Raw genomic sequence first — 20298 nt, forward strand, 5'->3', positions numbered from 1 at the left:
GTTCACCATAGGCTGACGCCCGTGGAGGTCGGGGTCCTCGGACCGACGCTGGTGCGTCGGGGTGACGAAGCCGTCGATCTGGGCACCCGCAAGCAGCGGGGGCTGCTGGCGGCGCTCGCGCTGTATGCCGGCCGGCCGGTCCCCACCGACACGATCATCGAGCTGCTCTGGGCCGACGACCCGCCGCCGACGGTCACCGGCACCCTTCAGGCGTACGTCTCCGGCCTGCGCCGCTCGCTCGAGCCGTCGCGCGGCCGCCGGGCTCCGTCGGCGTTGCTGGTCACGGTCGGCAGCGGCTATGCGCTCCGGATCCCGCCCGACCAGCTGGACGCGGCCCGGTTCGTGTCCGCCGTCAACGTCCAGCACCAGCGCCTCGCCCCGGTGTCCGCGCTGGTGCCGCAGCCGACCGGCCGGACCAGGCCCGATCGCGAGACGCTGGAGTCGGCCGTCGCCGAGCTGGATGCGGCGCTCGCGCTGTGGCGGGGCGAGCCCTATCTGGAACTCGACGACGCGGCCGACGCCCGGGCCGAGCGCACCCGGCTCGCCGAGTTGCAGCTCGTCGCCACCGAGGACCGGGCGCTGGCCGGACTCTGGCTGGGCCGGCAGGCAACGGTCGCGGCCGAGCTGGAGGCGTTGACCGGCGCTCACCCGCTGCGGGAACGGCTGTGGGGACTACGGGCGCTCGCGCTGGCCCGGGCCGGCCGGCAGGCCGACGCGCTGGACGTGCTCCGCCAGGTCCGCGAGGTGCTGGACGACGAGCTGGGGCTCGAGCCCGGCCCGGAGCTGCAGGCGCTGCAGACCGCCGTGCTGCGTCAGGACCCGGCGCTGGGCTGGGTCGCCGAGGCGGCCGCGGAGCGCGAGCCCGCCGCGGTGAGTGCCTCGGTTGCCGAGCGGCGGCCGCGGACACCCCGGCCGAGCGGGTCGCCGCTGGTCGGCCGGGATGTGGAGCTGGCGGCGCTCCGGGACGAGCTGGACGCCGCGGAAGCCGGCGCGGTCCGGTTCGCGACGCTGATCGGGGAGCCGGGGATCGGCAAGACCAGGCTGGCCACCGAGCTGATCGCCGACGCGACCGACCGCGCTGCCGTCGTGCTGACCGGCCGCTGCTCGCAGGACGACGGCGCGCCGCCGCTGTGGCCGTGGTCCTCGGTGCTGCGCGGCCTGGGTGCAGACCTGCCCGGCCGCGGCAGTGACGAGCTGGACGTCAGCCAGTTCGCGGTCTGGGAGCAGATCCTCCAGATCGTGCTGACCGCCGCCCGCAAGCGCCTCGTGCTGATGGTGCTGGACGACCTGCATTGGGCCGATCCGGCGACACTGCGGGTGCTGCGGCTGCTCGCCGAGGGGGCCGAGACCACCGACGCCGGCGGTCCCGCTCGACTGCTGGTGCTCGCGACCTGGCGGGCACATCCCGAGCCGACCGGCGCGCTCGCGGACCTGGCCGAGATGGTGGCCCGCCGGCACGGGCTGCGCCTCGAGTTGACCGGACTGACCGCCGACCAGGCCGCCACCCTGGTGGAGGGCGTGGCCCATACCCGGCCCGAGCGTGCGGCGGCGGGCCGGCTGCGCGACAGGACCGACGGCAACCCCTTCTTCCTGGTGGAGTACGCGCGGCTCGCGGTCGAGCGCGGCGGCCTGGAGGCGACGCTGCGCGACCCGGACCCGCCGGCGGCGGTGTCCGACGTGCTGACCCGTCGACTGCAACGGCTCCCGGAGACGTCCCGGACGCTGCTGCGCACGGCGGCGGTGATCGGACGTCAGTTCGACCTGGACACCCTGGTCGGCGCGTCCGCGGTGGGCGACGACGCGGCGCTGGACGCTCTGGACGCGGCCGCGGCGGCGGGGCTGATCCGGGAGGACGGGATCGACCGGTTCTCCTTCGCGCACGCGCTGGTCCGCGACGCGGCCTATGCCGAGCTGTCCGCTTCGCGGCGGGCCCGGCTGCACGTACGGCTGGCCGAGCTGCTGGAGCACCGGCCAGGCCGGGAGACCGAGCGGGCCCGGCACTGGGCCGCTGCCGGTCCGGCGTACGCGGCCCGGGCGTGGCCGGCGGCGATCGATGCAGCCCGGCTGGCGGCGCGGCTGCACGCGCACGAGCAGGCGTCCGCGCTGCTGGCGGACGCGTTGGTCTCGATGGACGCCGATCCCGAGGCGGGCGAGCTGGATCGCTACGAGGCCCTGATCGCGTTGATCGACGCCTACCGGTGGTCGGCGCAGTGGCAGCCGCTGATCGCGGCCGCCGAGCAGGCGATCGCCGTCGCCGACCGGCTGGGCGACGTACGGCTGCTGGCGCAGGCTGCGACCTCGCCGACGATCGGGGTGCTCTGGCAGTCGGCGCCGCTCGGCGAGGTGCACACCGTGATCGTGGACGCGCTCCGGCGCAGCCTGGCCGGGCTGCCGACCACCGACGACCCGATGCGCTGCCGGGTGATGCTGAGCCTGGCCAACGAGCTGTATTTCGGCGCGACGTTCGAGGAGCGGTCGGCGCTGGTCGAGGAGAGCCTCGCGATGGCGACCCGGCTCGGTGACCGCCGGCTGCTGCTCGACGCACATCAGATCGCGTTTCCGACGCTGTGGTGCCCGGCCACCGCGCGGGACCGGCTGCGGCACGCGACCGAGTCGGCCCGGCTCGCCGAGGAACTGGGTGAGGAGCTCGCCTTCGTGGTCTCCGCGACGCTGCGGGCTGTGGTGCTCGGTGAGCTGGGCGAGATCGAGCAGATGTGGACGGCGATCGACGTCGCCCGGGCGGAGGCACGCCGGCTGCGGGTTCCGTTCGGTGAAGTCGTGCTGGACGGCCTCGAGCTGCCGTGGCGCGCGATGCGGGGCGAGTTCGACCTGGCCGAGGCGCTGTTGAACGACATCGCCCGGCGCGCGGCGGTGATCTCGGTCGAGCAGTCCGGTGACGCCGTCGGGGGTGCCATGGTCATCCTCCGCTTCTGGCAGGGCCGCGCCGGCGAGGTCGCCGGGGACCTCGAGCACATGAGCGAGGGCCTGCCGCTGGCGGCGCCGGCGGTGCTGTTCCGGGTCCGGGCCGGGCAGCTCGACGAGGCCAGGGCGTTCTATGCCACCCATCCGGTCGACCTCGGCGGTGAGACCTGGCTGTCGATCCTCACCTGGGCCTCGGCGGCGGCGATCGCGCCGTGGGTCGACGACCGGAAGCTGGCGGCCGACAGCTATGCGCGGCTGGCGCCGTACGCGGGCCGGGCAGCCTGTGCGGGCTCGGGAACGGCGATCGGACCGGTCGACGCCTATCTGGCGTTCGCCGCGGCGGCCGTCGGCGAGCCGGCGCTTGCCGCTCGTCACGCCGAGGACGCGCTCGGGCTGATGCGGCGCTGGCAGATCCCGCTGGCCGAGGCCTGGTTCACCCAGCAGCAGGCCGAACTCGGTTTCTGAGCGTTCGCTGGGTCAGCGGCCGCCGACGTAGCGGAACGCTCGCCGTTCGCGCCGGGCGAATCCGCGCCGGGTCAGCCGCCACAGCAACCGCATCGGAGCCGGCCAGCCGGCCAGCAGCTTGCGCAGGCCCGGCTCCGGCAGCCGGTAGGCCACCCACGGGATCCCGCTCAGCAGCAGCGGCAGGCTCACGTCCTTCGGCTCGAAGTGCTCCTCGGTCACCCGGTCCCAGTCGGCCTGGTCCAGCACCCGCTGGATGATCGCAATCGCCTCGGTCTCCTCGTGGGCGAGGTGGCGCCCGAGACTTTCCCGGCCGGCGCACAGCCGGACGACCAGCGCGTTGCGGGTGTCGGCGTCGCCGCCGGCGGCGAGCTTGGCGAACCCGGCCTCGCAGGCCATCAGGATCGGGTCGATCTCACCGTGCTCGGCCTCCATCGCGTCCAGCACCGCCCGATCGGCCTCGTCGGTGCGTTCCAGCAGCAGCGGCCACAGCCCGGCGTCCTCACCGTTGTGGTGATGGTGCAGGACCGTGGCGAACAGCGACCACCGGGCGGACAGCGCCGCCCAGGTGGCCCGGTCCTCGACCGGGGTGACCGCCGCGGCCGCCGCGAAGGCGGCCAGGTCCCGGCGGAAGCCGAAGTGGGCGACGTACATCATGTGCATGTCCACCGGACCGTCCGGGGCAGCGGCCTGCCCGGGTAGCAGGATCTGTTCGGGCCAGCTCGGGTCGCGGCGCTCGATGCCGCCACCGACGGTGTGGGTCATGGTTCCTCCTCCGGTTGGGCGTTGTCGAGATCAGAGTGCGGGACGCCTCTTGGGATCGACTTGAGGTCGGTTGACGCATTTCGGGCGCTCGATCGCCGATCCGCCCCGAAAACGGGCCCGATAACCGATCGAGCGCCCGATCCGCGTCACGGCGAGCGCGGCTATCCTCAGCGCGTGTCGTCCCGACCGCAGCCCGAGCAACACGCCCCGCCGGTGCAGCGGCTCCGCGTCCGCTATGCCAAGCGCGGCCGGGCGAGGTTCGCCAGCCACCGCGACTTCGGCCGGGCGTTCGAGCGGGCGCTACGCCGGGCGGGCGTGCCGATGGCCTACTCGTCCGGCTTCTCGCCGCACCCGCGGATCTCCTACGCCAATGCCGCCCCGACCGGCGCGGCCAGCGAGGCGGAGTATCTGGAGATCGGTCTGGCGCAGCACTGCGATCCCGAGGCGGTACGCGAGGCGCTGGACGCGGCCCTGCCGACCGGGCTGGACGTGGTCGAGGTGGTCGAGGCGAGCCCCGGGGCGCTGGCCGACCGGCTGACCGGGTCGGTCTGGATCGTCGACTGGCCCGGCGCCGACGCCGCGGTGCTCGGGCCGGCGGTCGCGACCCTGCTCGGCGAGTCGGAGCACACCGTGGAGCGGATGACCAAGAACGGGCTGCGGTCGTTCGATGTGCGCGGCGCCGTGGTCTCGCTCCGCGCGGAGGACGTACCGGCGGGCTCGGCGCGGCTGCGGATGGTGTTGCGCCACGGGGTGCCGTTGGTCCGCCCGGACGACGTGCTCCGGGCGCTGATCCACGTGGACGCTGCGGTCGGCGCGCTGCCGGATGCGGTGCCGACACGTCTCGGCCAGGGCCCGCTGGACGAGGCATCCGGTGAGGTCGGCGACCCCTTGCGCTGAGCCCGCCGCGTTCGCACCCCGTGGGACGGTTCGCGCCTCTTCCACGGGGTGCGAACCGTTCGACGGGGTGCGAACGGGGTGGTCGGCAGCGCCGTCGGCCGATTGCGGAGACAGTTGGGACCGGTGTGGGATACTGGCTGCAGCCGGCCGCACGAGCGACCGGCGCTCGATGGTGACGCGACGAGGTGACAGCTCGCCGCGCCGGACGTAGTGGCGGCTCTCCACCGCGACGAGGACACGGGTCCTTGACCGCGGGAGGCGCCGGAGCGTTCCCGTCGAGGACAGGGGCTTCCGCGGCCCGGGGATCACGATCCCCGGGGCAGCGAACGAACGGGCGCGAGGTCTGCCTCGCCGCCAAAAGGAGTTTGCATGCTCGACATCGAGCAGAACGATCAATCGGACGAGTCGTCGTCATCCGCAGCCGGCTCGGCCGAAGCGCCGCCCGCACCGCGACGGCGCCGAGCCGCCACCCGACCCGCCGGACCTCCCAAGGCGGCAGCACCGGGTCCTGAGCAGGAGGGCGCGCCGGCCGGGGCGCCCGCGGCCGAGTCGGCGGGCACGCCCCCGGCGAAGAAGGCAGCGAAGCGGGCGCCGCGGAAGACCGCCAAGGCCGCGGCGGCGTCGACCGAGGCCGGCGAGGCCGGCACGCCGCCGGCCACCGCCCGAGCGCCGCGCAAGCGGTCCGCGAAGAAGGCCGCGGCGGCACCGCCCGCCGAGTCCGCGTCGACCGAGGACACGTCCCCGCCGGCGGAGGCGGTCGAGACCGCCGATCCGGCGGCTTCTGAGCCCGCGCTGTTGGCGCCGTCCGAGGCCGCCCTGCTCGCCGCCATCGAGGGCGCCGTGGCCGGCGGCGAGGCGGCGTCGGTGGTGCATGCGGCCGACCGGCCACCGGTGGTCGAGGAAGCCTGGCTGCCGCAGGCAGCCGGCGAGGCCGCGCCGGAGGCCGACGCATCCGAGCCCGAGGCGGCGCCCGAGACGGAACCGGCCGCTGAGCCGGCGTCCGAGGTCCCGTCCGAGGCGGACGCGACTGCGGCCATGGAGAGCCCGGCCGAGGAGCCGGCGGCCGAGGCGCCGACCGATCGGGCGGAGAACCAGCCGACCGAGTCCGGGACGGACGGGCTCGGGACCGGCGAGCGCGGGACCGGCGAGTCAGGGACCGACGAGTCGTCCGTGACCGAGGAGCCCGAGCCGGCCGCCGCCGTCGAGGTCGAGGACGGTGCGCCGGAGCCTGCCCAGTCAGAGCCTGCCCAGCCGGAGCCTGCCCAGTCAGAGCCTGCCCAGGCGGAGCCGGTCGAGGCCGAGACGTCTGAGCAGGACGAGGCGCAGACCGACGACAGCGATGACGACGAAGACGACGACGGCGACGAGTCCGACGCGGAGTCGAAGGGCGAGGAAGGCTCCGACGGCGAACCCAGCCGTCGGCGTCGGCGCCGGCGGGGCGGTCGCCGTCGCCGTCGCGGCGGGGGCGGCGGGGAGTCCGAGGACGGCCCGAGCGACTCAGCTCAGGGGCCGAGCCAGCCGGATGCACAGGCCGAGCAGAGCTCCGCGGCGACGTCCGGCACCGCCGACTCCGAGACCGGGACCGGCACCGGCGAGGCCGCCACGGGCGACGGCGCCAGCGAGTCCGGAGCCGGTGAGCAGCAGTCCGATGACGCTGGATCGGGCGAGGCCGGCGGATCGGGCGATGCCGGCGGGTCGGGCGAGGCCGATGGCTCGGCCGAGAACGGCGACGGACAGCGACGGCGTCGCCGGCGCCGGCGACGCCGGGGCGAGGACAGCGGGGGATCACCCGACGACCCGGCCGAGGTCGTGGTCCGGGTCCGCGAGCCGGGCGGTCGGCGCAAGGCCAGCGACGAGCCGGCCGGGATCGAGGGGTCGACCCGGTTGGAGGCCAAGCGACAGCGCCGCCGCGAGGGTCGCGAGGCCGGCCGCCGCCGCGCTCCGATCCTCAGCGAGGCCGAGTTCTTGGCCCGCCGCGAGTCGGTGAAGCGTGCGATGGTGATCCGGCAACGGGAGGATCCTTCGACAGGCTCAGGAGGGGCTCTCACCCAGATCGCCGTGCTGGAGGACGACATCCTGGTCGAGCATTACGTCGACCGCGACTCCGCCGCCTCACTGATCGGCAACGTCTATCTCGGTCGCGTGCAGAACGTGCTGCCGTCGATGGAGGCCGCCTTCATCGACATCGGCCGCGGCCGCAACGCGGTGCTCTACGCCGGCGAGGTCGACTGGGACTCCTTCGGCGCCGAGGGTCAGGCCCGCAAGGTCGAGAAGGTGCTGAAGTCCGGTCAGACCGTGCTGGTCCAGGTCACCAAGGACCCGGTCGGCGCCAAGGGCGCCCGCCTCACCAACCACGTCTCGATCCCGGGCCGCTACATCGTCTACGCCCCGGGCGGGCACCTGTCCGGCATCTCCCGCAAGCTGCCCGACACCGAACGGAAGCGGCTGAAGGACATCCTGGCCGACCTCGTACCGGACTCGGCCAGCGTGATCGTGCGAACCGCCGCAGAGGGCGCCAGCGAGGACGAGCTGGTCCGCGACGTCAACCGGCTGAAGGCGCAGTGGGAGGACATCGAGCGGAAGGTCAAGGCCGGCCAGGCGCCGCAGCTGCTCTACGGCGAGCCCGACCTGACGCTGCGGATCGTCCGCGATCTGTTCACCGAGGACTTCTCCGAGCTGCTGGTCGCCGGCAACAACGGCCAGGACGACGCCTACGACGCGATCGAGGGGTACGTCGGTCACGTCGCCCCGCACCTGGCCGACCGGCTGAAGCGCTGGGCGCCCGAGGACGGCTCGGACATCTTCGGGGCGTACCGGATCGACGAGCAGATCGCGAAGGCGCTGGAGCGCAAGGTGTTCCTGCCCTCGGGTGGCTCGCTGGTGATCGACCGGACCGAGGCGATGACCGTGATCGACGTGAACACGGGCAAGTTCACCGGCACCGGCGGCAACCTCGAGGCGACCGTCACCAGCAACAACCTGGAGGCGGCCGAGGAGATCGTCCGCCAGCTCCGGCTGCGCGACATCGGCGGCATCATCGTGATCGACTTCATCGACATGGTGCTGCCCAGCAACCGCGAGCTGCTGCTGCGCCGGCTGGTCGAGTGCCTGGGCCGCGACCGGACCCGGCACCAGGTGGCCGAGGTGACCAGCCTCGGCCTGGTCCAGATGACCCGGAAGAAGATCGGGACGGGCCTGCTGGAGGCGTTCAGCACCGAGTGCGAGCACTGCCACGGACGGGGCTACGACATCCACGACATGCCGGTCGAGTCGCAGAAGCAGGCCGACGGCGGCGCCCGCGAGCGCGATCGGGGCGGCCGGCCGCAGCGTGGTGGGCGCCGCGGCGGCGGTGGTCGCGGCGGTTCCAACGGCGGCAGCTCGGACGGTGGCTCCCACGGCTCGAACGGGTCCGGCGGATCCGACGCGAGCCATGATCGTTCCGGGGAGGCCGCTACCCCGGTCGGCTGACAGGCATACTGGCGCGATGACCCAGCGCCCGTACGTGATCGCGGTGATCGGTGCCGGGCCTTCGGGGATCTATGCCGCGGAGGCCCTCAGCCAGCAGACCGAGGTCCCGGTCCGGGTGGCCGTGATCGACCGCCTGCCGGTGCCGTTCGGCCTGGTCCGCTACGGCGTCGCGCCCGATCACGAGTCGATCCGGTCGATCCGCAACACGCTCGAACGGACGCTGGAGAAGCCGAACGTACGCTTCTTCGGCGATGTCAGGATCGGCTCCGACCTGAGTGTCGCCGAGCTCCGGTCGGCGGTCGACGCGGTGATCTACGCCTACGGTGCCGGCAGCCACAAGGTGCTCGACATCCCGGGCGAACACCTGCCGGGAGTGATGGCCGCGCCCGAGTTCGTCGCCTGGTACTGCGGGCATCCCGACGTCCATCCGGATGTGATCGACGACGGCCGGTCGCGGCTCGACGTGGCCCTGATCGACAACGCGCACGCGGCGGTCGTGGTCGGGATCGGCAACGTGGCGCTCGACGTGGCGCGCGTGTTGATCAAGTCCGCCGAGCTGCTGACCGACACCGACATGGCCGACGAGGTGCTGGAATCCCTGGCCCGCAAGCAGGTCACGGACGTGCACGTGCTGGGTCGGCGCGGGCCGGCGTACACGGCCTTCACGACCAAGGAACTGCGCGAGCTCGGCCAGCTGCCTGGTGTCGACATCATGATCGATCCGGCCGACCTGGAGCTGGACCCGTCGAGCCAGGCGGTCATCGACCGGGACAAGGTCGCCGCGCGCAACCTGGCACTGTTCCGCGAGTGGGCGGCGCGGCCGCGGACCGGCGCGCCGCAACGGCTCTGGTTCCACTTCTGGACCCGGCCGGTGGCCGTGATCGGCGCCGACGCCGTGGCGGCGGTCCAGGTCGAGCGGACCATGATCGACTCCGCCGGCGCGGTGACCGGCACGGGTGAGCGCGAGATCATTCCGGCCCAGCTGGTGATCCGATCCGTCGGCTACCGGGGGGTCGCGCTGGACGGCGTCCCGTTCGACGCCGGCACCGGGCGGGTGCCCCATGCGGAGGGTCGGGTGATCCGGGACGGCTCCTTCTCCGCCGACGAGTACGTCACGGGCTGGATCAAGCGCGGGCCGACCGGTGTGATCGGCACCAACAAGTCCGACGCCGTCGAGACCGTCACCTCGCTGCTGGCCGACATTCGCGACGAGGCGATCGACCCGCACCACGACCCGGACGAGCTGGACCGGCTGCTGGCCGACCGGGGCATCCACCCGCTGGATCTGGCGGCCTGGCACCGCATCGACGCGGCCGAGATCGATCTCGGTCAGAGCCATGGCCGGCGACGGACCACGCTCGCGCATCGGCACGAGCTGCTGGCCGCGGCGGAGGATCCGGCCTCCGCCTGAGGCCCAGTGCGCCGGGTCAGCCGGCGATGTGCTGCTCGGCGAACGCGGACAGCTCCTCGAGCTGGTCCTGGACGGGGCCGATCGAGGGGGAGACCACCAACCGGTCGACCCCCTGGGCGGCATAGCCGGCGACCCGCGCCGGGGTGAGGTCGATCGAGCCCCAGCGGGTGTATTCGATCGCCGCCGGCTCGCGTCCGGCCGCGCGAGCCGTGCTGCGAACGAGATCGAGCTGGGCCTCCCGCTCGGCGTGCAGCAGCATGCCGCCGGGAAAGAACCCGTCTCCGCGCCGGCCGGCCCGGCGGGCAGCGGCCCGCGACGACCCGCCGACGTGGATCGGCAGCGGGCCGGACGGCTGGGGGAACACACAGAGATCGGTGAACGCGAAGAACTCACCCTCGTACGAGACGCCCTCCGGGCCGCCCGTCCAGAGCGCCCGGAGCACGTCGATCGCCTCGTCCGCCCGGCGACCGCGGCTGGCGAAGTCGACCCCGGTCGCGCCCGCCTCGCGCTCGATGGTGCCGAGACCGACGGTGAGCAGCCGGAGCCGGCCGCGGGAGAGCAGGTCGATGGTCGCGAGCTGCTTGGCGAGCACGACGGGGTGCCGGTAGGGCAGCAGCAGCACCGCGGTGCCGAGCAGCAGCCGATCGGTGGCCGCGGCGACGAAGGTCAGGCACTCGAGCGGATCGGCGACCGCCAGCGTCGGCGGGATCGGGTGGCCGCCGAGCGTGGCGCCGGGGTGCAGCGCGATGTGCTCGGGAAACAGGATCGACTCGAACCCGCACGCCTCGGCATGCCGGGCGACCCGCACCAGTGCGTCCGGGTCGGTGCCGTAGCCGGCCGTGTTGTACATCACCGCGAACCGCATCCGGTCAGCTGCCATGTCATCCGGCAGCGCGGCGTGCCGGCCGGCTATTCCGCCCGGTCCGGATCTCGGGCTCGGTCAGGCGCCGTCGCTGCGCGGGCCGTACATGATCAGCGCGACACCGACCAGGCAGATCATTGCGCCGGCGACGTCCCAGCGGTCCGGCCGGAAGCCGTCGAGCGCCATCCCCCAGGCGAGCGAGGCGGCCACGAAGACGCCGCCGTAGGCCGCCAGGATCCGGCCGAAATGCGGGTCCGGCTGGAACGTGGCGACGAACCCGTACAGCCCGAGCGCGATCACGCCGGCGCCGATCCAGGCCCAGCCCCGATGCTCGCGCACCCCCTGCCAGACCAGCCAGGCTCCGCCGATCTCGGCGAGCGCCGCGAGCAGGAAGAGCACGATCGACCGTACGACGTCCATCAGCGCACGCTACCGTCGCCGGCCCGGGCCCGGCGCCGCTCAGGACGTCGGGCGCGGCTCGTGTTCGACGACCGACTTGATCCGCTCCAGCGTCTGCCGCATGCCGCGCTCGTTGGTCCGCCGGCGGGCGCGGCCGAACAGGACCGCGTAGACCCGGAACGCCGGGTGCGTGCCGAGCTCGAACGACTCGGTGACCTCCGTTCCGCCGTCGCGGGGTTCCAGCCGGTAGTGCCAGTTGTTCGCCCGGGTGCCGGCGGCGTAGACGGCGAAGCCGAACTCGCTGCCGGGTTCGCAGGCCGTCACCTTGCACGAGCTCCAGTACGTCGGTCCGATCCCGTTCCGCTTCACGTGTCCGCGAAAGTGCGCGCCGAGCACGGGTCCGGTCGCTCCGTCCGCCCACTCCGCCTCGAACGTCTCCGGGCTGAACTCGCCGATCCGGGTGACGTCGCTGACGACGTCCCAGACGACCTCCGGGGCGGCGTTCATCCAGACGGTGACCGATCCACGCATGCGCCCGAACATAGTTGACACGCCCGGGTTCCATCGGGTGGCGATTCCTGTCGACGCCACTGCTGTCGGTCCACTCATGGCGCTTGGCTGTCGCGAATCGACCTCACGCGGGCCGGAGAGCGTTTTCCGTGGACGGTTTCTGCCGCACGTGGTCGATCTGCGACGCGACGTCACGATGAGCCCCGGTGTAGCCACAGTGTGGTGGTGCTGTGGCTGTCACTCGACCGCCGGCACGGCGAGGCTGATCGGCATGACAAATCTTGCGAATCCGGCCGACCAGCTCACCGACGTCCGCGACATGGTCGTGGTCCACAAGGCGTTCCGCCGCGAGTTCTCCCTGCTGCCGCAGCTGATCCGCGCGGTCGCTGCGGGCGATGTCCGCCGCGCGAGGCGGGTCGCCGAGCACGCTCGTCTCGTGCTCCAGGGCCTCCAGCTGCACCACACCGGCGAGGACGAGCTGCTCTGGCCGCTGCTGCTGGAGCGGGCCGCTCCATCGACGCAGCTGGTGCATCGGATGGAGGAGCAGCACCACCGCGTCGAGCGCTGTCTGGAGGCGATTCCGGCGCTGGTCGACCGCTGGGCGCAGGAGCCGACGAAGACCGCGGCGGACGAACTGGCCGGCACGATCGAGGAGCTGCGGGTGGCGCTGGTCGAGCACCTCGACGACGAGGAGGTGCACATCCTGCCGGTCGCCGCCCGGCATGTCTCGCCGGCGGAGTGGGCGGCGCTCGGCGAGCACGGTGTGGCTCGCATGTCGCCACGGCAGCTGCCGATCTTCTTCGGCATGATCCTGGAGGACGCCACCGACGAGGAGCAGGCCATGATGTTGGCATCGGTGCCGGGTCCGGTGCGGCTCTTCACCCGTACGGCCGGGGCGATGATCTATCGCCGCTACGTCGCCTCCGTCCGGGCGGTCAGTCCGGCCGGACCCGCGCGCTGAGCCGATCGATCAGCGCGCCGAGGTGGTCGAGTGACGCGGTCCGGCCGTCCGACCAGGCCTGCGCGTACGCGGCCGGGCCCAGCCCGCGACGTACCCCGGTCAGGGCGCCCTCGGCCAGCGCCGCCGAGGCCGCGAACCGCGGATCGACCTCGTGGCTCACCGACAGCGACGCGACCGCACCGAACAGCTCGGCGGCGACGACGAGCTCACCGGCGGCCGCGGCGACCCCGGCGGCCGCCGCGAGCGAGTACGCCAGGGTCCAGCCCATCCGAGCCGCCAACCCCAACCGGACCGCCTCCAGCACCGCTCGCGCGGTCGCGGCGCGGTCCCCGGCCAGCTCTTCGAGAGTGCCGCGGATGTTCAGCACGGTGGCGAGGGTGAACGGGTTGCCCAACGCCCTCGCCGCGGCCTCCGCCGCGATCAGCCCCGTCCGAGCACTGCCGAGGTCGCCCTCGGCCAGGTCGGCTTGCGCCAGGCTGGCGACGGCGTGCGCGTGATGCCACGCCAGGTCGGGGTGAGTCACCGTGTCCTGGATCAGCCGCTCCAGCACGGGTTTGGCCAGGGCGGTCCGACCGTCGAAGATCGCGCCCAGCGCACTGACCAGATCGATCTCGGCTCTGAGCTCGTCGCCGGCGTCGAGCGAGACCGCTGCGACCCGGGCCAGGCCGGCCTGAGCAGCCATCTCGGTGAGGTTGCCTCCCACCAGACTGAGTCCGGCGCCCGACACCCGGGCCCGGGCCACGGACCGGGCCGGGAGGCCGCGGTCCGGCAGCGCCGCGAGCCAACCGCGAGCCTCCCGGGCGTGGCCCCGCAGAGCCAGGCCGAGCCACAGGCTCCAGACGAGCTGGGCGACCTCCGCATAGTGCCGGGTCGCCAGCATCCGCTCCACGGCCAGCCGCACGTTCGCCTGGTCGGCGTCGAGCAGGTCGAGGGCCGTCACCAGTCGCGAGTCGTGCAGGGCGGGGCGCAGCCCGTCGGCCAGCTCGGTGAAGTGGCGCGCGTGCCGGTCGCGGGTGCCATCGACGATCTCCTGGCCCAGGTCCGCGAGCCGCGCGGCGGCGTAGTCCCGGATCGGTTCGAGCAGCCGGAATCGCGACTGGCCGCCCGGGCCGATCGTCCTGGAGACGAGCGCGTGATCGAGCAGGGCCTGAAGTCCATCGAGGACGTCCGGGTCGTCGCCGAGCACCGCCTCCACCGCCGCCAGTGTGAATCCGCCCCCGAACACCCCAATGCGAGCGAACAGCCGCTGTTGCTCGCCGTCGAGCAGCTCCAGGCTCCAGTCGAGCGTGGCGTCGAGGCTCCGTTGCCGGTCGGGAAGGTCTCGTGGGCCGGCGGAGGTCCGGAGCCGGTCCAGCCGAGCGATCAGCTCGCTCGGCGACAACATCCGGGTCTGCGCGGCCGCCAGCTCCAGCGCCAGCGGCAGACCCTCCAGCCGACGACAGATCTCGGCCACCACCGGCGGATCGATCTCGACCGAGGCGGTCCCGCCGACCAGCTCGGCCCGCCGGAGGAAGACCTGGACGGCAGCGGACGAAGCGATCGCCGCGAGATCGTCGGAGACCGGCACCGGCAGTGGCTCGATCGCCACCACCTTCTCGCCGCGCAACCGCAGCGGTGCCCGGCTGGTGGCGAGCACCACCAGACCCGGGCAACCGGCCAGGATCTCGGCGATGGCCGGCGCCGCAGACAGCAGATGCTCGAGGTTGTCGAGGACGAGCAGCGCCCGCCGGTCGCCCAGGCGAGCGATGACGGCCGTGGCAGCTTCGGGATCGCCGGTCTCGGGCAGGCCGAACGCCCGGGCAATGGCGGGAAGGACCAGGTCGGCCGCGGTCAGCGCCGCCAGCTCGACCACGACCGGGCCACCTGGATAGGCCTCGGCCAGGCGTGCGGCCAGCTCGATCGCGAGGGTGGTCTTGCCGACGCCACCCGGTCCGACCAGGGTGACGAGCCGATTCCGGCCGGCACCCAACAAGGCCGTCAGCTCCGTCAGTTCGACCTCACGGCCGATCGGGGGCCCGGTCAGTGGCCGGAGGAAGCCCGGTTCGCCTGTCCGAGCAGGTCGATCGCCGATCGCCCCCGATGGCTGGTCCCGGTCGGCGGACTGCCCGGGATCGTGCGGTGGTCGCTCCGTCTCGACCGGAGTCGTGGCCCGGCGCGACGGCGCCGCCGCGATCAGCGCAGCGCGCGCGGCCGGGTCCGGTTGCAGCGCGTCGGCCAGGGCTCGCACGGTGTGCGGATACGGCCGTGTGCGCTCGCCGCGCTCGAGCGCGCCGATGGCCTTGACCGTCAACCCGGACCGCTGGGCGAGCTCCTCCTGGGACAGCGCCGCCCGGCGTCGCAGCTCGCGAAGCAGCTCGGCGAACGATCGGCCGGCGGCTTCCATGGCCAGACCCTAGTAGCGACCACTGGTGCGGCGTCGCCAGTCGGGCGGAACTGTGGGTGCAGTGTGGGTCCTCTCGGCAGGCGACCGGCGAGATCGTGGACGCACGGCATTCGATTCCACCGAAGGAGACAGCTCATGACACTCGTCGAGGACCCACAGACCGCGGCCGGCCGGCCGACCAGACGGCGGACGTACGGATCGCTGATCAGCTGGCTGCTGATCGCCGCCTTCACGGTGTCGATCGCTTACACCGCCTACACCTCCGTCGTCGGCCTCGCCGACCCGGGCTTCACGCTGGGCACGCCCATGACCTGGGTCTTCTACGCGGTCTGTTTCGCCGTCGCCGTGCTGGCCCGCCGGCCGGCCGCGGTCGCGCAGTGGGTGGTGTCGGTGGTCGTCGCGGGGCTGTTGGCGATCTCGGTGTTCGTCTATCCCGCCATGTTCACGCCGCGGCAGCAGACCACCGTGGGCTGGCTCGAGAACGACGCGTACGTCGGCCTGCTGTCCGCGGCGCTCGTCCTCGGTGTGCTCCGGCTCCGCGGCATCACGCTGGCACCGCGATGACCCGGCGGATCGCGGTGATCGGCGGCGGGATCGCCGGGCTGGCGGTCGCAGCGGCGCTCGATCGGCGACGCTTCGAGGTCACCGTGTACGAGGCAGCGCCCGAGCGCGCGACCGGCGGCAGCGCGCTGGGCATGTGGCCGGCCGCACGTCGGGCGTTGGCGAGGATCGACGCACTCGGCGCGGTGGCGGCGGGTGGCTGGCGGATCCGCGGCGGAGCCGTTCGCGATCTGAACGGTCGGGTGCTGTTCCGGGCCGGCGGCCTTGACCTGCTGATGGTGGAGCGGTCCGTCCTGCTCGCAGCGCTGGAGGCGGCCCTGCCGGCGTCGGTTCGGCGGGTGTTTGCCCGGGTGGCCGAGCCGCAGTGGCTGGACGCCGACGTGGTGATCGGGGCGGACGGCGTCCGCAGCGCCGTCCGGCCGCTGGTCCGCGGAGAGGCAGGTGGCGCCGGAAGCGGTGCCGAGCGCCGACCCACCCGCTGGCTCGCCCTGCGCGGGTTGGCTGAGGAAGCGCCGGACCCGGAGGTCATCGGCGAATACTGGGGCGCCGGACGGCTGTTCGGCATCGCCCCGATCGGTGCGGACCGGACGTACTGGTTCTCCTGTCATGAAAGCGAGCTCGGGGAGCCGCTCGACCCGGCCGACGCGCTGGCCGAGGCGCGGCTGGCCTTCCCCGACGCGGCCCCGGCCGTCCGCGAGCGGCTCGACGCGGCCGACGAGCGAACGCTGGCGAACCGGTTGTGGGTGGCGCCGCCGATGCGGCGCTACGTGAACGGTCGCTACGTGGTGGTCGGCGACGCGGCCCACGCGATGGTGCCGAACCTCGGCCGGGGCGCCTGCGAGGCTCTGGTCGACGGGGTCTCGCTGGCGACCGCTCTGAACGCGGGCGGACACACCTCCATCGGCGGCCTGAGCGCGTGGCAGGCCCGCCGGGTGCCGTCGACCCAAGCCGCCCGGATCGCCTCCGCGATGATGATGCGGCTCGCCGTCAGCGGCCGGATCGGATCCGCCCGGACGGCGATGTCGGCGGCGCTCAGCCGGGTGGGTCCGTCCCGAGCAGATCGCTGACGGGGGCGTTGCTGACCTGGTCGTTGCTGACCGATCGGGTCGGGCCGACCAGCCGGCTCATCAGGTCGACCAGGGTCTGTTCGGGATCCTCGCTGATCCCCGCGTGCACGGGCGACGGCTGGACGACCGTGCTCCGGGGCGCGACCAGCATGCCGAACCGGGTCGCCAGCCCGGTGTTCTCCCGGGCCGAACCGACGCCGTGGTGGCAGGCGCCGACGGTGGCCAGCGCCGCGGTCCGGACGGCGTCGAGGTCGACCTCGGGATCGAGCGCTCGCAGCCGGACCTCGTCCACCGCGACCGCGGCACGCAGCAGCTCCAGCTGCTGGCAGTAGAGGATGACCCCGATGTTGACGAACTCCCCGCGGTCGACCCGCGGCACGGCGCGCAGCACGGCGTACTGGAAGGCATAGCGACGCCCGCTCACGGCAGCCACCGCTCGGCGGCGGCCAGCCGCATCGCCAGGTAGGTCCGGTAGGCCGCCCGGGCGGCGGCCGCGTCCGGCGGGGCTTTCGGGTCGGGACGGTCGGGATCGGGCAGCAGCCAGTCGTCGGGCACCAGCTCGAGCACCTCGTCGAGCAGCTGCTCGCTGACCTGGGCGCTGAGCCGGTCGTGCACCGTGCGGGGATTGCCCCGGCCGCTCAACACGTGATCGGCGTAGTTGTAGGGCGACCGGGCGAACGCCTCCGGCGAGCCCCAGGCGTGGTGGAAGCGGAGGCAGGCGCCGTGGTCGATGGCCCACAGCGTCCGGTGCCAGATCAGCAGGTTGGTGTTCCGGGCGCTCCGGTCGACATTGGCGACGTACGCGTCGAGCCAGACGATCGGCGCGACGTCGGCGGGGTCGATGTCGAAGCTGCGGTCGTAGCCGACCGAGCCCGGCAAGAAGTCGATCGCCAGGTTCAGTCCGACGCTGGCCTTGACCAGGTCCTGGACCTCCTCGTCGGGTTCACGGCGGCCCAGTTCTTTGTCGATGTCGATCAGCGCCAGCTCCGGCACCTTGATCCCGAGCCGCCGGCCCAGCTCGCCGACGACGATCTCGGCGACCAGCGCCTTGGTGCCCTGACCGGCACCGGTGAACTTGACGACGTACGTGCCCGAGTCGTCCGCCTCGACCAACCCTGGCAGCGACCCACCCTCACGCAGCGCGGTCAGGTAGGTTGTCGCCGTGATGAACGGGAGCACGCGGGCAACGCTACTGGCCCGGAGACCCGTCCACGGCGAGAGTCGACTCGCCGGCGAGCGCGAGCCGGCCGGCACGGCCCAGTTTGACCCTCTCTGGCCCGCCGCGTAACCTAGATCCTCGGTGTGCGCCCGGCCGGACGGTCGCGTGCGCCCCGCATCCAAGCAGTTGCTCATCAATCTGAACGACGAGAGTAGGTCAGGCGTGTACGCGATCGTGCGCAGTGGCGGCCGCCAGCACAAGGTCGCTGTCGGCGACGTCCTCGAGATCGACCGCAGCGAGAACGAGGTCGGCGCCAGCGTGAGCCTGCAGCCGCTTCTCCTGGTGGACGGCGAGACCGTCAGCACCGACGTGTCCGGTGCGACCGTGACCGCCGAAGTGCTCGGCGAGACCAAGGGTCCGAAGATCCGGATCATCAAGTACAAGAACAAGACCGGCTACCGCAAGCGCCAGGGGCACCGTCAGAAGTACACCCAGGTTCGGGTCACCGGGATCGAGAGCTGAGGCAGTCAGATGGCACACAAGAAGGGCGCGTCCTCGACCCGCAACGGTCGGGACTCCAACTCCCAGCGGCTCGGCGTCAAGCGGTTCGGCGGCGAGCAGGTCAACGCCGGCGAGATCATCGTCCGCCAGCGGGGCACCCACTTCCACCCCGGTGACGGGGTCGGCCGGGGCGGCGACGACACGCTGTTCGCCCTGGTCCAGGGGCAGGTCGAGTTCGGCACTCGGCGTGGCCGCCGGGTCATCAACGTGACCCCAGTCGCGGCTGAGTGAGACCCAGCCCGCACGTACGCAACTGATGAGGGTGGTCCCGGACGGGGCCACCCTCATCGCATTTCCGGATAGGAGGTGGGTTCGGTGGCGATCCCCAGTTTCGTCGACCGGGTGACCCTCCATACCTACGGCGGCAACGGCGGGCACGGCTGCGCGTCGGTCCACCGGGAGAAGTTCAAGCCGCTCGGCGGCCCGGACGGTGGCAACGGCGGTGACGGCGGCTCGGTGATCCTCCGGGTGGATCCGAGCCTGACCACTCTCGTGGACTACCACCGCGAGTCCCACCGCCGGGCGACCAACGGCCAGCCCGGCAAGGGAGACCACGCCAACGGCGCCAACGGCGAGGACATCGTGCTGGCCGTACCCGACGGCACCGTGGTCAGCGACGCCGACACCGGCGAGGAGCTGGCCGACCTCACCGGCACCGGCTCCGAAATGGTCGTTGCCGCCGGCGGCCGCGGCGGCCTCGGCAACGCCGCGCTGGCCTCGAACAGCCGCAAGGCACCCGGCTTCGCGCTGCTCGGCGAGGAGGGCGAGACCCGGGTCGTCACGCTGGAGCTGAAGGTGGTCGCCGACGTCGGGCTGGTCGGTTTCCCCAGCGCCGGCAAGTCGTCGCTGATCGCCGCCATCTCGCGCGCCCGGCCGAAGATCGCCGACTACCCGTTCACCACGCTGATCCCCAATCTCGGGGTAGTGGTGGCCGGCGACGTGACCTACACCGTGGCGGACGTACCCGGCCTGATCGAGGGCGCCAGCGAGGGCCGTGGACTCGGCTTCGACTTCCTCCGGCACATCGAGCGCTGCGCCGCGCTGGTGCACGTGATCGACTGCGCGACCTTCGAGCCCGGCCGGGACCCGCTCACCGACCTGGACGTGATCGAGGCGGAGCTGGTTGCGCACGGCGGGCTGGAGGACCGGCCGCGGCTGGTCGCGCTGAACAAGATCGACGTGCCCGACGCGGGGGAGCTGGCCGAGCTCGTACGGCCGGAGCTGGAAGCGCGTGGGCTGCGGGTCTTCCCGATCTCGACCAAGAGCGGGGCCGGGCTGCAGGCGCTGACCTTCGCCATGGCCGAGGTCGTGGCGGCCCGGCGCTCCACCCTGCCGCCGCCCGCGCCGCCGCGGATCGTGCTGCGACCGAAGCCGGTCGGATCGCGTCCGGGGCACGAGGAGTTCACCATCCGCCGGGAGAACGACCTGTGGCGGGTGGACGGTGAGAAGCCCGAGCGCTGGGTCCGGCAGACCGACTTCGGAAACGCCGAGGCGGTGGGCTATCTCGCCGACCGGCTGAACCGGATCGGGATCGAGGACCGGCTGCTGGAGCTGGGCGCCCGGGCCGGCGACGGCGTCGCGATCGGCGGCGAGAACGCGGTCGTGTTCGACTTCGCCCCGCAGATCGACATCGGGGCCGAGATCCTCAGCCGCCGCGGTGAGGACAACCGGTTCGAGGCTCAGCGTCCCGCCGCCCAGCGGCGCCGCGAGCTCGATCGGGAGTACCACGCCCGGAAGGCCGAGGAGCGCGCCGACGACGACATCGACGACGACCTCCGATGACGGCCACCCTTGCGATGACGGCCGCCCTCCGATGACGGCCGCCCTTGCCGGAAAGTGTGCAGCTGTTGCATCCCTGAAACGTTCCGCTCTGCAACTGCTGCACAGTTTCCGGGGGACGGGGACGGGGA

Annotated in this window: 17 protein-coding genes; 10 read left to right on the forward strand and 7 right to left on the reverse strand. The window is 73.0% G+C overall.

Features of this window, described 5'->3' with window-relative positions; genetic code table 11:
- Nucleotides 1-21 precede the first annotated feature (21 nt).
- Entirely contained in the window at nt 22-3387 is a 3366-nt protein-coding gene (locus ABD747_RS07550) for a BTAD domain-containing putative transcriptional regulator (protein WP_344802999.1), read from the forward strand.
- 12 nt (nt 3388-3399) lie between these two features.
- Here ABD747_RS07550 and ABD747_RS07555 read toward each other — a convergent pair whose 3' ends face one another.
- On the reverse strand, nt 3400-4149 hold the full coding sequence (locus ABD747_RS07555; protein WP_344803001.1) for a hemerythrin domain-containing protein: 750 nt from the start codon (nt 4147-4149) through the stop codon (nt 3400-3402).
- Between the two features lie 174 nt (nt 4150-4323).
- Here ABD747_RS07555 and ABD747_RS07560 point away from each other — a divergent pair, with 174 nt between their 5' ends.
- The 3 genes from ABD747_RS07560 (at nt 4324) to ABD747_RS07570 (ending at nt 9925) form a co-directional block, all read left to right on the forward strand.
- The gene (locus ABD747_RS07560) at nt 4324-5046 is read left to right on the forward strand and encodes a TIGR03936 family radical SAM-associated protein (protein ID WP_344803003.1); all 723 of its coding nucleotides are present in this window, start codon (nt 4324-4326) and stop codon (nt 5044-5046) included.
- Between the two features lie 369 nt (nt 5047-5415).
- The gene (locus ABD747_RS07565) at nt 5416-8514 is read left to right on the forward strand and encodes an Rne/Rng family ribonuclease (protein ID WP_344803005.1); all 3099 of its coding nucleotides are present in this window, start codon (nt 5416-5418) and stop codon (nt 8512-8514) included.
- Nucleotides 8515-8530: 16 nt separating this feature from the next.
- Nucleotides 8531-9925, forward strand: coding sequence for an FAD-dependent oxidoreductase (locus ABD747_RS07570; RefSeq protein ID WP_344803007.1), 1395 nt, complete (start codon nt 8531-8533; stop codon nt 9923-9925).
- 16 nt (nt 9926-9941) lie between these two features.
- Here the strand turns inward: ABD747_RS07570 and ABD747_RS07575 are convergent, their stop codons facing one another.
- Genes ABD747_RS07575 through ABD747_RS07585 form a run of 3 tightly spaced genes read right to left on the reverse strand, consistent with a single transcriptional unit; the run spans nt 9942 to nt 11717 of the window.
- Nucleotides 9942-10805: a TIGR03619 family F420-dependent LLM class oxidoreductase gene (locus ABD747_RS07575; RefSeq protein WP_344803009.1), complete on the reverse strand. Its 864-nt coding sequence runs from the start codon at nt 10803-10805 to the stop codon at nt 9942-9944.
- A 60-nt stretch (nt 10806-10865) separates the two neighbouring features.
- Nucleotides 10866-11207, reverse strand: coding sequence for a YnfA family protein (locus ABD747_RS07580; RefSeq protein WP_344803011.1), 342 nt, complete (start codon nt 11205-11207; stop codon nt 10866-10868).
- 39 nt (nt 11208-11246) lie between these two features.
- The gene (locus ABD747_RS07585; protein ID WP_344803013.1) at nt 11247-11717 is read right to left on the reverse strand and encodes an SRPBCC family protein; all 471 of its coding nucleotides are present in this window, start codon (nt 11715-11717) and stop codon (nt 11247-11249) included.
- Nucleotides 11718-11967: 250 nt separating this feature from the next.
- Between ABD747_RS07585 and ABD747_RS07590 the strand changes: the two genes are divergently transcribed.
- Nucleotides 11968-12657, forward strand: coding sequence for a hemerythrin domain-containing protein (locus ABD747_RS07590; RefSeq protein ID WP_344803015.1), 690 nt, complete (start codon nt 11968-11970; stop codon nt 12655-12657).
- On the opposite strand, the gene ABD747_RS07595 is transcribed toward ABD747_RS07590, so the two are convergent.
- Nucleotides 12632-15040: an ATP-binding protein gene (locus ABD747_RS07595; RefSeq protein WP_344803017.1), complete on the reverse strand. Its 2409-nt coding sequence runs from the start codon at nt 15038-15040 to the stop codon at nt 12632-12634. The two genes, ABD747_RS07590 and ABD747_RS07595, sit on opposite strands and share 26 nt — an antisense overlap.
- A 135-nt stretch (nt 15041-15175) precedes the next feature.
- Here ABD747_RS07595 and ABD747_RS07600 point away from each other — a divergent pair, with 135 nt between their 5' ends.
- Both ABD747_RS07600 and ABD747_RS07605 read left to right on the forward strand, forming a co-directional pair.
- The gene (locus tag ABD747_RS07600) at nt 15176-15604 is read left to right on the forward strand and encodes a hypothetical protein (RefSeq protein ID WP_344803019.1); all 429 of its coding nucleotides are present in this window, start codon (nt 15176-15178) and stop codon (nt 15602-15604) included.
- Nucleotides 15601-16668, forward strand: a complete 1068-nt coding sequence (locus tag ABD747_RS07605; protein ID WP_344803021.1) for an FAD-dependent oxidoreductase — start codon at nt 15601-15603, stop codon at nt 16666-16668. The genes ABD747_RS07600 and ABD747_RS07605 overlap by 4 nt, the downstream gene beginning before the upstream one ends.
- Here the strand turns inward: ABD747_RS07605 and ABD747_RS07610 are convergent.
- Entirely contained in the window at nt 16634-17092 is a 459-nt protein-coding gene (locus ABD747_RS07610; protein ID WP_344803023.1) for a DUF3037 domain-containing protein, read from the reverse strand. The genes ABD747_RS07605 and ABD747_RS07610 overlap by 35 nt on opposite strands.
- Nucleotides 17089-17847, reverse strand: coding sequence for a HipA family kinase (locus ABD747_RS07615; RefSeq protein ID WP_344803025.1), 759 nt, complete (start codon nt 17845-17847; stop codon nt 17089-17091). The genes ABD747_RS07610 and ABD747_RS07615 overlap by 4 nt, the downstream gene beginning before the upstream one ends.
- A 202-nt stretch (nt 17848-18049) precedes the next feature.
- On the opposite strand from ABD747_RS07615, the gene rplU reads away from it, so the two are divergent.
- The 3 genes from rplU (at nt 18050) to obgE (ending at nt 20170) form a co-directional block, all read left to right on the forward strand.
- Nucleotides 18050-18349 carry a 50S ribosomal protein L21 gene (gene rplU, locus ABD747_RS07620; protein ID WP_344803027.1) on the forward strand — a complete coding sequence of 100 codons (300 nt, stop codon included), beginning with the start codon at nt 18050-18052 and terminating at the stop codon, nt 18347-18349.
- 9 nt (nt 18350-18358) lie between these two features.
- Nucleotides 18359-18619, forward strand: a complete 261-nt coding sequence (gene rpmA, locus ABD747_RS07625; RefSeq protein WP_344803029.1) for a 50S ribosomal protein L27 — start codon at nt 18359-18361, stop codon at nt 18617-18619.
- Between the two features lie 84 nt (nt 18620-18703).
- Complete coding sequence (gene obgE / locus ABD747_RS07630; protein WP_344803031.1) at nt 18704-20170, forward strand: GTPase ObgE; 1467 nt, start codon at nt 18704-18706, stop codon at nt 20168-20170.
- Nucleotides 20171-20298: the final 128 nt, after the last annotated feature.

The organism is Microlunatus ginsengisoli, from assembly GCF_039537205.1.
GTDB lineage: Bacteria > Actinomycetota > Actinomycetes > Propionibacteriales > Propionibacteriaceae > Microlunatus > Microlunatus ginsengisoli.